The organism is Bradyrhizobium sp. 149, from assembly GCF_023073915.1.
Taxonomy (GTDB): Bacteria; Pseudomonadota; Alphaproteobacteria; order Rhizobiales; family Xanthobacteraceae; genus Bradyrhizobium.
On the sequence record NZ_JADPKK010000013.1, the window covers coordinates 483,432 to 495,721 of the forward strand.

Here is a 12,290-nt window from a genome sequence, read left to right on the forward strand (position 1 = left end):
CCAGATCACGCGGTCTTGTTGTAGACCTTGGCAAAATTGTCCTGAGCGGACTTCGCACCGTTCGCGGCGAGCTTGCCGAGATAGTCGGTGGTCGCCTTGGCGCGCGAGACGAACGCTTCGCCGCGGGCGCGGAGCAGCCCGGACTGGATCTCGGCAGCTTCGCTGAACGACTTGGCGGACGCGAGCTTGTGGATGCCCGCGAAGAACGCTTCGGCGTCCTCGTAGATCGCCTGCTGGATGTTGCGGCTGATCTTGCCGGCTTCGGTGACGGACTCGGTCACCGCGTTCTCGACGGCGGCGGTCACGCGCTCGGAGCCAGCGAACACCTCGGCAGCACGGTCCTTGGCGGTGTTGGCGGTCTTCTTGACGAACTCACGGGCCGCCTCGGGAACTTCCAGGTTCTGGATGTTCTTGAACGCGTCCTTGAAGCCTTCGAAAGCGGTATTGGTTTCGGTGGTCATTGGGGTCTCTCCATCCTCATTGCGTTGAGCTATGGGCTCACCCCGTCCGGTTCTGGCCCGGGGCACGGCTTATATGCCATAGTTAATTGTGCGATGCAATATTCATATTGCAGTGCGATATCACGAAAGCGTGAACAGCCTTAATGAGAGGCATCCGGGCGCCTCTCTGGCCATCCAGGTTCCCGGGCACCCGACCAGAGGCTTTCAGTGCTGGACGGCGCCCGGCAGCCCATAGGCCTCCATTTGCGCCTGGACCTGCGCGATGTTGTGCCCAAGCACGACGATATCGTGGGTCTTGCCATCGACGTCCCGGACGTGGTCGCGCAGCAACGCCTCGGCCTTGAAGCCGAGGCTCTCGAACAGCGTGATCGCCGCCTGCTGATCGACCGTCATCTGGACCGAGAGCTTTTCGAGGCCGGCGCCGAGCGCGAGTGCGAAGGTTTCCTGCGACAGCGTCCGTCCGACCCCCTTCCCGCGCACGTCGAGCGAAACCACCATCCGGATCTCGCCGACATGGGGCGACCAGGAATGCGGGTCGCGCACCAACGTGCCGCAGCCGACGACCGTGCCGCCCCTGACCGCGAGCAGGCTCGTGATCGCGCCGCGCTCGATCTCCTTGACCCATGCGGAGAGCACCTTCGGCTCACTGATGTTGCGCGGCAGGAACAACAAGTCGTGGGTCGGCAGGCCCTTGCCGAAGGCGAGCACCGCGGCTTCGTCCGCGGACGACATCAGGCGGATCTCGATATCGCCGGCGTCCGTCTTGAAATGACGCGGATAGGAACGCTGCTCGCTCATGTCGATCTCTTCCCCAGCCAGGAATCCAGTTTCGGCCATAGCCGCTTCACCGCATTGGCGCCGGCGACGAGCGAGACGTGACCGCCCTTCAGCATCACCTCTTCCTTGTCCTCGGATCCGATCTTGGCGATCAGGTGCTTTGCGGCCTCATACGGCACGATGTGGTCATGCTCCGCCACAGCATGCAGGAACGGCACCTTGATGTCCTCGAGCTTCGCAGCACGACCGCCGACCGACATGGTGTCGTTGAACAGCTTGTTGTCCCACATCAGGTCCTTGGTGATGGTGCGGAAATATTCCCCAGCGAGCGGCAACGTGTCTGTCGCCCAGCGGTCGAACATCCGGTACGACTTGACGAACTCGTCGTTCCAGATGTTTTCCCAGAGCTGGATTTGGCTGACGGTGCGCGAGGCCGGGCGCAGCATCTCGAACGACGACAGGATCATCTCGGGCGGCACGTTGCCGACGCTGTCGACGAGGCGGTCGACGTCGAAATAGCGACGGTCGGAGAAATTCGCGAACAGCTTCATCTCGCGAAAGTCGATGGGCGTGGTGAAGCAGATCAAATTCTTCATCGGCCCGTCCCTGTGGATCGAGCCATAGAGCAGCGACAGCACACCGCCGAAACAATAGCCGATGACGGAGACGTCCTGTTCGCCGGAATCCTGCTGCACGCGGCGGATGCAGTCCGGGATGAAGTCGAGGACGTAATCCTCCATGCGGAGGCTCTTCTCCTCCGGCCGTGGAGCGCTCCAGTCGAGCATGTAGACGTCGTAGCCGCGTTTCAACAGGAACTCGATGAAGCTCTGGCCGGGCACGAGGTCGAGAATGTAACCGCGATTGGTGGTCGCCATCACGATCAAGATCGGAATTCGGTAGATCTCGTCGGACATCGGCCGATAATGGTAGAGGCTCATCGTGCCGCGCGAATGCAGCACGTCCTTCGGAGTCGAACCGAGCGTGGGACCGGACGTCGAGAAATATTCGACGCCCTTGATGCTGCGCTGGATGGCGCGTTGCACCTCGGACTGGATGCGCTCCGGGATCCCTGCAAAATCCAATCCGGCGGGTGCATTCATGTCTGCTCTCCGCCTTCAGATGGCGGGCGCTTGGTGCGCGGCGGGCGCAATGCGCCATCGGAGCGTTGAGATAGTCCGGAACCCGCCGCCATCTGGCTCAGCATCGACTTGATCTCACCGATCTGTCCCTCGATGGCTTGCAGCCGCTCGGCAAGGCCGGTGACCTGCTCCCGGCTCGGCAGATTCATGGAGACCAGATATTTCTCCATGAGGTCGCCGAGCTGCTTCTGAGCACCTGCAGCAACACCGCCGGCCCGGTTCATGGCTTGCGAAAACTCGGGCGACGACATGGCCTGATTGGCGAAGGAGTTGAACCCCTTTTCCATATCGCCAACCATCTTCTGCCACAGGGCAACGGGGTCGTTGGTCTTGTCGGTCATCGGCGTCCTCCGGAAAATCGAGAGCTTCGATGCCCTTCCTTTTTTCGCCATACCACACCGTTGCGCGGTGCCGGTCAACCGGCAAGCAGCGGGTACGGTGTCGCGCACGCGGCTTCATTGAGGGGTCAAACCGTGCGATACAGCAATGATCAAAAGCCAAGGGAACGCACCCGTGAACGCCCATCAGCCGCCGCAAACCGTCCGTGCCAACGGCATCGACATCTGTTACGAGATTTTCGGCAACGACAATGCCGAGCCGCTGCTGCTGATCATGGGGTTGGGCGCCCAGATGATCCATTGGGACGATGCGTTCTGCGAGCAGCTCGCCGCACGCGGCTTTCGCGTGGTCCGCTTCGACAACCGCGACATCGGCAAGTCGAGCCATTTCACCGGCGGCAAGCGCCTGACGCCGCTCGAGCTGTTGAAGCTCCGCTTCCTCAGGATTCCCGTTGCGGCCACCTACAAACTCATCGACATGGCCAAGGACACGGTCGGGCTGATGGACGCGCTCGGCATCAGGTCGGCGCATCTGGTCGGCGCGTCCATGGGCGGCATGATCGCGCAGGAGGTGACGCTGTCGTTTCCCGAGCGCGTGCGGTCGCTGACCTCGATCATGTCGACGACAGGCAATCCGCGCGTGCCGCCGCCGACCCGCGAGGCCGCCGCGATGCTGATGGCGCCCCCGCCGCGCAGCAAGGAGGAGTTCATCGTCCGCTACGGCCAGACCTGGAAGGTGTTGCGGGCCGGGTCCTTTCCGGAAGAGGAAGCACTCGACCCTGATCGTGCCGAGCGCGTGTTCGCGCGCGGGCTCAATCCGGCCGGCGTCGGCCGGCAGCTCCGCGCGGTACTCGCCTCCGGCAGCCGCAAGGAGCGGCTTCACGGTGTAAAGACGCCGACGCTCGTCATCCACGGCACGGTCGATCCCCTGGTCCGTCCCGAAGGCGGCAGGGACACGGCAGAGTCAATTCCGGGGGCAAAGCTGCTGATGATCGACGGCATGGGCCACGCGCTGCCGATGCGGTTCTGGCCGGAGATCATTGGCGCCATCGACAAGCACGCGCATGGCGCTGCGGCGCAGGCGGCGTAGACCGGTAGAAGGTCTCCTCACAGTGACCATGTGAGCTGCCGGTTACTCTCTTAACGCGAGCCGGCACGAAAGTTATACAGGCCTCCCTCAATCGCCAAGAAACAGGCTGCGGCCTCTCGGAGTTCACATGCACCTCATCGTCCGGTCGGCCGCAATCGTCGCCGCTTCAGTTCTCACACTGTCCCTCGCCAGTGGCGCCGCGATGGCGGGTAGCGCGCAAGAAGAAGCCAATCGCAAAACCGTCCTTGCCTTCTACGAGAAGGGGCTCAACCAAAAGGACGCCGATGCAGCCCTCGCCCATGTCGGCGACCGCTACGTCCAGCACAATCCAAACGCAGCCGATGGTCCAGACGGCTTCCGAAAGTTCATCGGCTTCCTGCGCGAGAAATTCCCGAACTCGCACAGCGAGATCAAGCGCAGCTTCGTGGATGGCGACTACGTCATCCTGCACGTTCACGCAGTTCGCGAGCCCGGCAGCAGGGGCAACGCGATCGTCGACATCTTCAAGCTGGAGAACGGCAAAGTCGTCGAACACTGGGACGTCGTTCAGGCCATCCCCGAAACTCCCGCGAACAACAACACGATGTTCTGACGGATTGAGCTGGTGGCAGCGCAGACGGCCTAGCTCTTCCTGGCCATCCAGATCACGTGGCGCGCGCCGCCGCCTCTTCCGGTGGCGCGGATATTGACTTCGTTGACGTCGAAGCCGGCACTCCCGAGCCGATTGGTAAAAGCCGGGTTCGGTCCCGAGGACCAGACGGCCAGGACGCCGCCCGCTCGCAGCGCCGTCTTCGCCGCCTTCAACCCGCTCGCATTGTAGAGCGCATCATTGCCCTTCCGGGTCAGCCCTTCCGGCCCGTTGTCGACGTCGAGGAGAATAGCGTCGAACGCCGACCGATGTGCCCGGATGATTTCGCCAACATCGGTTTCCCGGATGCTCACCCTGACATCATCGAGGCTGTCGCCGAACACCTGCGCCATCGGGCCCCGCGCCCAGGCGACCACCGCCGGCACGAGCTCGGAGACAACGATCTTCGCCTTAGCTCCGAGCACGGTGAGCGCCGCACGCAGCGTAAAACCCATACCCAGGCCGCCGATGAGGACGACAGGCTTTGCGACCGTCTCGATCTGCTTCGCCGCGAGCGTGGCGAGCGCGGCTTCCGAGCCTGACAGGCGGTTGTTCATCAGCTCGTTGGTGCCGAGCTTGATGGAGAACTCCTTGCCTCGCCGCATCAGGCGAAGCTCTTCATCGGAGCCGGGGATTTTGGCGGTGTCGATCTTTTCCCAGGGAATCATGCGAGAGCTTTAGCACGTCCGGCCGCCGGGTTATCCACCCGCCCACACGTCCAGCACATACCGGTTCCTGGCTCCCATCTCCTCGATCCAGCGCGCAGCCGTGGCGGCATCGCTGCCGCTCTTCTCGCGATGAATTGCGACCAGCGCCGCCTTCACATCGGGCTCCATCTTGCTGCCGTCGCCACAGACATAGACGATGGCGCCCTGCTCGATCAGCGGCCAGACCTTGTCCTTCTGCGCGGCGAGGACGTGCTGCACATACGTCTTCGGGCCCTCTGCGCGCGAGAACGCCGTGAACAGCTCCGTGATACCGCTTGCCGCCAGTGCCTGCAGCTCGTCCGCGTAGAGAAAATCCTGATCGGGATGGCGGCAGCCGAAAAACAGCATGGCCGGGCCGAGCGCGGCGCCCTTCGCCTTGCGCGCGGCGCGCTCCTGGAGGAAGCCGCGGAACGGCGCCAGTCCCGTGCCCGGACCGATCATGATGATCGGCACGGACGAATCATCAGTAAGCCGGAAGCCGGCCTTGGTCTCACGCACGGTAGCATAGATCGCGTCGCCCGCGCGTCGATTGGCGAGATAGTTCGAGCAGATGCCCCTGTAGGTGCCGCGGCCGGAGGCGGCCGGCCCTTCGACCACGCCGACCGTGACGCTGCAACGCGTTGGATCGGCCGACGGCGAGGACGAGATTGAATAATAGCGCGGCGCCAACAGCGAGAGCATTTCCAGATAGACGTGGAACGGCAATTCGCAGGCTGGATATTCGAGCAGCAGATCGAAAACCGATTTCCGCCTGGCTAGAATCTCACTGCGATAGCGCTCGAGCGGTTCGGCCTCCTCGCCAACGAAGGCCAGCAGCTTCGGCTTGGTCACCGGGCAGCGCGTGTGCTCGGCCATGATCTGGATCTGCTTCCGTGTCGCCACTTGCTGGAGCTCGACGAACTCGCTGAGCAGACGGCCCACCGACACGGCGTCGCCGACCGGCAATTGCGCGCGGCGGCCTTCGGCGACCTGAAGCCTGATCTGGTCGGCCGGCAGGAAGCCGAAGCGACGGGCAACCGAATCCACCAGCGTCGGATCGTTGCGCGGGACCACACTCAGATGATCGCCGACGTGGTACGTAATGTTGGACGGCAGCTGCACCTCGATGTGGCGTGTCGAACGCTCTGACGGATTGGAACCGGCCTTGTTCTGGAGCTCGTCATTGACCAGCACCTTCATTGCCACCGCGCCGCCTTGGGCGACGATGGTGTTGACGGCGGTCACGGCGACCGGCTCGATCGCGTAGAGGGGATCGTCCTCCGCGGTACGGGTGAAATTCCAGTCGATGCCGAATTCCTTGGTGGCGACCTGGGCGGCCGCCGGGAACCATTTCTGGAACTGGCCATCGAGATCGCTGCGCGCATCGCCTTCGCCGCGCGGATAGACGGCGCGCGCACCATGCGCCGACAATTTCTCGTCGATGAAGCGCGGCACCGATTGGTAGGTCGCGGCCCAGTCGCTGTTGCCGCAGCCGAACACGGCGTAACGCACATTGGCAAACGCATCGTTCGGCAGCTCGTCGCCGAGCCATTTGACGAATTGCGTCGCATTGTCCGGCGGCGCGCCGTTGTAGGAGGCGCAGATGATCAGCACGCCCCCCTCCTGCGGCAGCTTGCCGACGTAATCGTCGAGCGGCCCGAGATGAACGGCAAAGCCGTTGATTTCGGCAAGGTCGGCCATGCGCGTCGCGAGCTCCTCGGCGGTGCCGAGATTGGAGCCGTAAAGCACCAGCATCGGCGTGTTGTGGCCGAGCCGCGTGGTCGGCTGACGCGGCGCCTTGGGCGCCGCAGCCACGACAGGCCCGCCATAGGCACCGCGCTCGCGATTGACGCGCGGACGGACCTTGATCTTGAAGCCCTCCGGCTTCATCGTCAGCGTTTCCTTCAGATGCATCTGATAGCGCTGGTGGTCGATCAGCTTGAAGCGCTGGAGGATCATGCCGAGCGCGAGCGCGGCCTCGTGCATGGCGAAGCCGCGGCCGATGCAGGCGCGCTGGCCGTTGCCGAACGGCTTCCAGGCATTGATCGGCCGTTTGGCTTCCGCCTCCCGGCTGAAATTCTCCGGATCGAACGCGTCCGGGTTCGGCCCCCAGACGTTGGGGTCACGATGCAGCGCCGTCACCAGGATGGTCGTGAACGTACCCTTCGGAAGCTTGTACTTGCCGCCACCGACGGTCTCGTCGTTGAGCGGCGAGATGCCATAGGCCGGCGCCGGCGGCCATAGCCGCAGCGCCTCCTTCAGGATCTGCGTGATATAGGTGAGCTGCGTCACCTGCTGATAGGTCGGCCTCGCATTGACGTCGGGACCGAAGACGCGATCGACCTCGTCGTAGGCCTTCTTGAGAATATCGGGGTGTTTTAGCAGCGCATAGAGCGTGCAGGACAACAGGCCGCTGGTGGTCTCGTGGCCTGCGATCAGGAACGTATTGATCTGGTAGCGGATGTTGACGTCGTCGAGCTGCTCGCCGGTCGAGCGATCGACGCCGGTCATCATCGCCGCAAGCATGTCCTTCTTGTCGTCGGTCGCCTCGCCACCCTTGCGGCGCTCGGCGATGATCTCGTCGACCATCCTGTTCATGAAGTCGACGTCTTCGGCCATGGTCTTGCGCCGCCTCTGCATCCAGAGCTGCTCGAACGGCAGGCCGCGGGTCATCATGATGGTTTCGAGCGAGCGCACCAGCGATTCGACGAAGGGATGGTAGTCGCGCCGGTAGAACGAATTGAAGCGGTAGTCGAAGCCGCACAGGCCGATCGTATCCAGCGTCAGCGCCGTCATGTCGTGGACGACGTCGATCTCGTCGTCGGCGTTGAGCCGTTCCCATTTGCCGACCAGCTGCTCGGCGATGTCGACCATGCTCGGATGATAGGACTGCATGGCGCGGTTGCCGAAGGGCTGGAGCAGGATGTTGTGCGCCTTGCTCCAGTTCGGCTCCCTGGTGTCGGCCGTGAACAGGCCGTCGCCGCCGACTGCGCGCACCCGCCGCAGCGCACCGCGCACCGTCTTGTCGAAACGCTTCTCGTCGGACAGCTCGTCGACGAGATCGTGGCCGGAGACGACCACGATCGGCGAGCCCATCATGTCGAGCCAGAAGATCGGACCCAGCTCCTTGGCAAGCCGCGTCAGATGCTGCACCGGCGCGGACGAATCCAGTGACAGCATGTTGCCGACCACCGGCTTGGTCGGCGGCTGCGGGATCGGGTCCAGACGGTTCTTCGATGACATTAAAAGTGCTTCCCCTGCCTCGGTATTCAACGCCGTCGTTGCGAGCTAGCCGAACCGCCTTCTACGCCATTCGATCAATTTGGCGCTGACCTCTTCCGGCTTCTCCTGCTGCGTCCAATGGCCGCTGTCCTTCACTAGATATTTCTCGAGATCGGCCACCAGTTTCTCCATGCCGTCGGCCGCCGACGGCGGCAGCACGGCATCGTTCTCCGCCATGACCATCAGTGACGGCACATATACGTGATGATCGAGCCCCTTCGAACGCTCCCAATTGCGCGTAAAATTGCGATACCAATTGATGCCGCCGGTGAAGCCGGTCTCTGTGAATGTATCGACGAACACCTTCTTCTCGTCGTCAGACAGGATAGGCGGACGCGGATCGTGCTTGGCGTCATAGGCCGCGATCATCTGCGGGAAAGCCAGATTGGTCTTTGACGAAGCGCCGACACCCGCGATCGGCGGCTCCTCCGCTTTCGCCGCCGGCCGCGCCAGTGGCTTGCGCATGAACGCGTCGAACGTCTGCTCGACGCGGCTGCCGAATATCTTGTCCGGCCCGCGCGCGGGATCCTGGAACTGAACGATATACATCTGATCGCCGTAGCGCTGTCGGAACAGCGCGATCGGATCGATCGGCGCGCGGTCCCAATGCGGGGTATTGACGCCGACCACACCGGCAACGCGCGAAGGATGCCGCAGCGGCATTTGCCAGACGACGAATCCGCCCCAATCGTGGCCGACGAAGATCGCCTTGTCGATCCCGAGATGATCGAGCAGCCCGACCAGATCGTCGGTCAAATGCTCCATGTCGTAGTCATCGACCGGCTCGGGACGATCGGTCGCGCCATAGCCGCGCTGGTCCGGCGCGATCACCCGGATGCCGGCCTCGCTGAGCGCCTTGATCTGGTGACGCCAGGAGAAAGCAAGCTCGGGCCAGCCATGGCACAGCACGATCGGCGGCTTATCATCGGCCGGGCCCGCCTCGTAATAGCCCATGCGGATTCCGTTCGTCCGCGCGAACTTGAGCGGCGGCATTTCAATCATCGTCACGTTCCTACTCCGCGGCGCCCCTGACGTCGGCCGCGGGCGGGGCGTAGGCCGCCTCCAGCGCGGCGAATTCTTCCGGCAGCATGTCGCACATCACCTGCACGTGCGGAATAATGTTGGCGCCGACGATGAAGCCGAAATCGAGCTGGTCGCGATAGCTCTGCACGGTGATGTTGAGCGCCTGTCCATGCGTCGAGATCGACACCGGGAAGATGTGCAACAGCTCGGCGCCGGCGGCGTAGAGCGTTTGCCGCGGCCCCGGCACATTGGACACCGTGATGTTGGCGGCCGGCGGCAACACATTCGACAAATCGGAGCGGCTGTAGAGCAGCGCCATGATCTGAACGATGATCGGCGCGCCCAGCATCGAGATGTTGGAGACCTGCGGCATCAGCGCGCGCAGCGGATGCGACATCTCCTTGGACTTGGTCGACTGCGCGATAATGGCTTCCAGCCGCGCCTTCGGATCGTCGATGTTGGTCGCGATCGAACAGATCATGCCGAACACCTGATTATTGGCCTCGGTGTTGCCCTCCTCGCGTAGCGAGATCGGCACGGCCGCGGTCAGCGATTTCGCCGGCAGCGTGGCATATTGCTGGAGGTAGCGCCGGACCACGCCGGAGGCGAGCGCCAGCACGACGTCATTGAGCTTGCCGCCGGCCTGCTTGGCCAGCGCCTTGGATCGCGACAGCGAGATCGAGACGCCGGCAAAGCTGCGCTCGGACGAGATCGACTTGTTGAGCATGGTCGGCGGCGACACCATGCTGGCGAGGCTCTCGCGCGATTTTGGATCGGATATCTTGCCGAGCACGTCCGACACGCTCTTGACCATGGTCGGAATGTTGCCGGCAAAGCGCACCGCACTCTCGATCTGGTACATCGCATTATCAAACAGGATCGAGCCGATGTCGCTCTTGCCGGTGCGCGGCAGTTGCAGGTTCTTCGCGGCGGCCGATGCATCGAGGGGCAGGGTGAAGAGCTGCTGGTAGGAATCCAGCAGGTTCGCGGCGATATCGCGCGGCTCCTGTGCGGGCTTGGCTCCTGCGGTCGGCAGATCGACCTTCCGCGGGACCGGCGAGATGTCGTAGATCATGTTGGTCAGCGCCGCACCGGCGCCGCCGTCGATGGCGGCATGGTGCATCTTGGAGTAAAGCCCGACCTCGTTGTCCTTCATGCCCTCGAACACGTAGAACTCCCAGAGCGGGCGGGCGCGATTGAGGAGCTTGGCGTGCATCCAGCCAACGATGCGTTCGAGCGTGGCGCGGTCGCGCGGCTGCGGCAGGCTGGCGCGGAAGATGTGACGGTCGATGTCGAACTGATCGTCCTCAACCCAGGAGGGGTGATCGATGTCGAGCGGCGCCTTCTCCAGGCGCGCTTTGAGGATCGGCGCGATGTGCAGGCGCGATACGATCATCGCCTTGAAGTCTTCGAAGAAGTCGCCCTTGTAGTCGTCCGGCAGGCGAAAGATCGCCATGCTCCCGACGTGCATCGGCATTTCCGGCGTTTCCAGATAGAGAAACGACGCGTCCAGCGACGACAGCTTCTTGCCCTCAGCCATAGTTCCCTCCCAATTATTTGACGGGCGCCTTAGGCGGCGCTTCTCGTCAGGCCGATACTGCCTGTTCCGGCGGGGCATATGCAATGGCAAACGGCCCTGCCCGGTCAAATGGCCAGAACTCCCCCTCCGGTTGCGCAAGGCGGTCCGCCACAGCCCACAGCGCTGCGGGATTCACCCCAAGCCCGATATGGCTCGCCAGATGCACCTCGATGTTCTCGGCACGGTCGGAGGGACGTAGCAGGCACGTCCGCCAGTTCACGATGCCGTCGGCGCGCGAATAGATCGATGTCGCCGGCACCGGCAGATCGCCGGCGATCGCCTGGCGCAGTTCGGCAAAATCCTCCACCCGCTCGCCGGACATCATCTCGTAGAGACGCGTGGCATTGGTCGCTCGCACGTCGTTCGCAAAGGGGCTGCCGAGCGTGATGACGTTACGGACCATGTCGGGCGCTTGGAGTGCGAGATCGCGCGCATAGACGCCGCCGAGGCTCCAGCCGACCAGGCTGACCTTGCGTCCGCTCGCAGCATGGATTTCGGCGAGACGGGCGCGTAGCGAATCCCGCATCCGTCCGAGCCCGCCGAAATTGCGGCCCATCCGCAAGGCATGTGCCTCATAGCCGAGCTCGCTGAGGTAGCGCCGCATCGGCGCCATCGAGAGGTCGCTGGCGAGAAAGCCGGGCAGCGCCAGCACCGGATGGCCATCGCCTCTGGGCGCGCGCATCAGGACCAGCGACAGTACCAGGCTGGCGTTGAGTTCGAAGATCCCACGGGCTTCGGCGAGCAGCAAAGCAAGGCCCGGCGGACGAAGCCGGCCTGGGGTCAGCGGCCCGTCCGGACCGGGCGGCATTATTTCTTCTTATCGCCGCTACGCGGGCTGCCGAGACCGGCCATGGTGACGAACATGTCCTGAAACCGCTCGGCGATCTTCGGATCGAAGGTGAACCAGCTCTGGATCAGCGACTCCGGCGAGACCTTGTCGATGTTGCTCAGGACCTGCTGCTGCAGCTTGTCCATCACCGCCGTCTGCATCGGAGCCAGGTCGGGCAATCCGATGAACTGACGGGCTTCAAGGGGGGTGCAGTCGATTTCGATATTAACTTTCATGTCCCCTCCAGATGAGATTCGAGCGGCCTGCCGCAGTATCGCCGCGAGACGGTGTGCAACGCAAGCGGCCTGGAGCCGGCGACCGTGCTCAGGCTTCCGCGATCAGCGGGTATGGTCAATCGAATCCGCCCCTCGCCTCCAGATTGCCGGTCAGCATTGCTGCACAGCGGTGCAACTTGGCGCGTTCCTTGCTGGAATGGCGCTTGCACGGGTCGAGAACTC

General features: G+C 63.4%; 12 protein-coding genes. 2 read left to right on the forward strand and 10 right to left on the reverse strand.

Annotation, left to right across the window (positions count from 1 at the left end; translation table 11 throughout):
* Positions 1–5 precede the first annotated feature (5 nt).
* The 4 genes from IVA88_RS07645 to IVA88_RS07660 form a co-directional block, all read right to left on the reverse strand.
* Positions 6–461, reverse strand: a complete 456-nt coding sequence (locus IVA88_RS07645) for a phasin (protein ID WP_247496669.1) — start codon at positions 459–461, stop codon at positions 6–8.
* 204 nt (positions 462–665) lie between these two features.
* Positions 666–1,259 carry a GNAT family N-acetyltransferase gene (locus IVA88_RS07650; RefSeq protein ID WP_247496670.1) on the reverse strand — a complete coding sequence of 198 codons (594 nt, stop codon included), beginning with the start codon at positions 1,257–1,259 and terminating at the stop codon, positions 666–668.
* Complete coding sequence (locus IVA88_RS07655) at positions 1,256–2,338, reverse strand: alpha/beta fold hydrolase (protein WP_247496671.1); 1,083 nt, start codon at positions 2,336–2,338, stop codon at positions 1,256–1,258. Before IVA88_RS07655 ends, IVA88_RS07650 begins: the two co-directional genes overlap by 4 nt.
* Complete coding sequence (locus tag IVA88_RS07660) at positions 2,335–2,718, reverse strand: hypothetical protein (protein ID WP_247496672.1); 384 nt, start codon at positions 2,716–2,718, stop codon at positions 2,335–2,337. Before IVA88_RS07660 ends, IVA88_RS07655 begins: the two co-directional genes overlap by 4 nt.
* A 172-nt stretch (positions 2,719–2,890) precedes the next feature.
* On the opposite strand from IVA88_RS07660, the gene IVA88_RS07665 reads away from it, so the two are divergent.
* Complete coding sequence (locus tag IVA88_RS07665; protein ID WP_247496673.1) at positions 2,891–3,805, forward strand: alpha/beta hydrolase; 915 nt, start codon at positions 2,891–2,893, stop codon at positions 3,803–3,805.
* Between the two features lie 127 nt (positions 3,806–3,932).
* Positions 3,933–4,397, forward strand: a complete 465-nt coding sequence (locus IVA88_RS07670) for a nuclear transport factor 2 family protein (protein WP_247496674.1) — start codon at positions 3,933–3,935, stop codon at positions 4,395–4,397.
* A 29-nt stretch (positions 4,398–4,426) separates the two neighbouring features.
* On the opposite strand, the gene IVA88_RS07675 is transcribed toward IVA88_RS07670, so the two are convergent.
* From IVA88_RS07675 to IVA88_RS07700, 6 genes are read right to left on the reverse strand one after another with little or no spacing between them, the layout of a single operon-like run.
* Positions 4,427–5,101, reverse strand: coding sequence for a spermidine synthase (locus IVA88_RS07675; protein WP_247496675.1), 675 nt, complete (start codon positions 5,099–5,101; stop codon positions 4,427–4,429).
* Positions 5,102–5,131: 30 nt separating this feature from the next.
* Complete coding sequence (locus IVA88_RS07680; RefSeq protein WP_247496676.1) at positions 5,132–8,362, reverse strand: cytochrome P450; 3,231 nt, start codon at positions 8,360–8,362, stop codon at positions 5,132–5,134.
* A 45-nt stretch (positions 8,363–8,407) separates the two neighbouring features.
* A complete protein-coding gene (locus IVA88_RS07685; protein WP_247496931.1) occupies positions 8,408–9,403 on the reverse strand; it encodes an alpha/beta hydrolase in 996 nt (331 codons plus the stop codon).
* A 10-nt stretch (positions 9,404–9,413) separates the two neighbouring features.
* On the reverse strand, positions 9,414–10,964 hold the full coding sequence (locus tag IVA88_RS07690) for a wax ester/triacylglycerol synthase family O-acyltransferase (RefSeq protein ID WP_247496677.1): 1,551 nt from the start codon (positions 10,962–10,964) through the stop codon (positions 9,414–9,416).
* 46 nt (positions 10,965–11,010) lie between these two features.
* Positions 11,011–11,811 carry an alpha/beta hydrolase gene (locus tag IVA88_RS07695; protein WP_247496678.1) on the reverse strand — a complete coding sequence of 267 codons (801 nt, stop codon included), beginning with the start codon at positions 11,809–11,811 and terminating at the stop codon, positions 11,011–11,013.
* The gene (locus IVA88_RS07700) at positions 11,811–12,068 is read right to left on the reverse strand and encodes a DUF6489 family protein (RefSeq protein ID WP_247496679.1); all 258 of its coding nucleotides are present in this window, start codon (positions 12,066–12,068) and stop codon (positions 11,811–11,813) included. The genes IVA88_RS07695 and IVA88_RS07700 overlap by 1 nt, the downstream gene beginning before the upstream one ends.
* Positions 12,069–12,290: the final 222 nt, after the last annotated feature.

Bases quoted from the DNA above. Each gene is read 5' to 3' on its own strand.
- IVA88_RS07685 (WP_247496931.1), bottom strand. From the start codon at position 9,403: ATGATTGAAATGCCGCCGCTCAAGTTCGCGCGGACGAACGGAATCCGC.
- IVA88_RS07655 (WP_247496671.1), bottom strand. From the start codon at position 2,338: ATGAATGCACCCGCCGGATTGGATTTTGCAGGGATCCCGGAGCGCATC.
- IVA88_RS07670 (WP_247496674.1), top strand. From the start codon at position 3,933: ATGCACCTCATCGTCCGGTCGGCCGCAATCGTCGCCGCTTCAGTTCTC.
- IVA88_RS07695 (WP_247496678.1), bottom strand. From the start codon at position 11,811: ATGCCGCCCGGTCCGGACGGGCCGCTGACCCCAGGCCGGCTTCGTCCG.
- IVA88_RS07675 (WP_247496675.1), bottom strand. From the start codon at position 5,101: ATGATTCCCTGGGAAAAGATCGACACCGCCAAAATCCCCGGCTCCGAT.
- IVA88_RS07690 (WP_247496677.1), bottom strand. From the start codon at position 10,964: ATGGCTGAGGGCAAGAAGCTGTCGTCGCTGGACGCGTCGTTTCTCTAT.
- IVA88_RS07680 (WP_247496676.1), bottom strand. From the start codon at position 8,362: ATGTCATCGAAGAACCGTCTGGACCCGATCCCGCAGCCGCCGACCAAG.
- IVA88_RS07650 (WP_247496670.1), bottom strand. From the start codon at position 1,259: ATGAGCGAGCAGCGTTCCTATCCGCGTCATTTCAAGACGGACGCCGGC.
- IVA88_RS07660 (WP_247496672.1), bottom strand. From the start codon at position 2,718: ATGACCGACAAGACCAACGACCCCGTTGCCCTGTGGCAGAAGATGGTT.
- IVA88_RS07645 (WP_247496669.1), bottom strand. From the start codon at position 461: ATGACCACCGAAACCAATACCGCTTTCGAAGGCTTCAAGGACGCGTTC.
- IVA88_RS07700 (WP_247496679.1), bottom strand. From the start codon at position 12,068: ATGAAAGTTAATATCGAAATCGACTGCACCCCCCTTGAAGCCCGTCAG.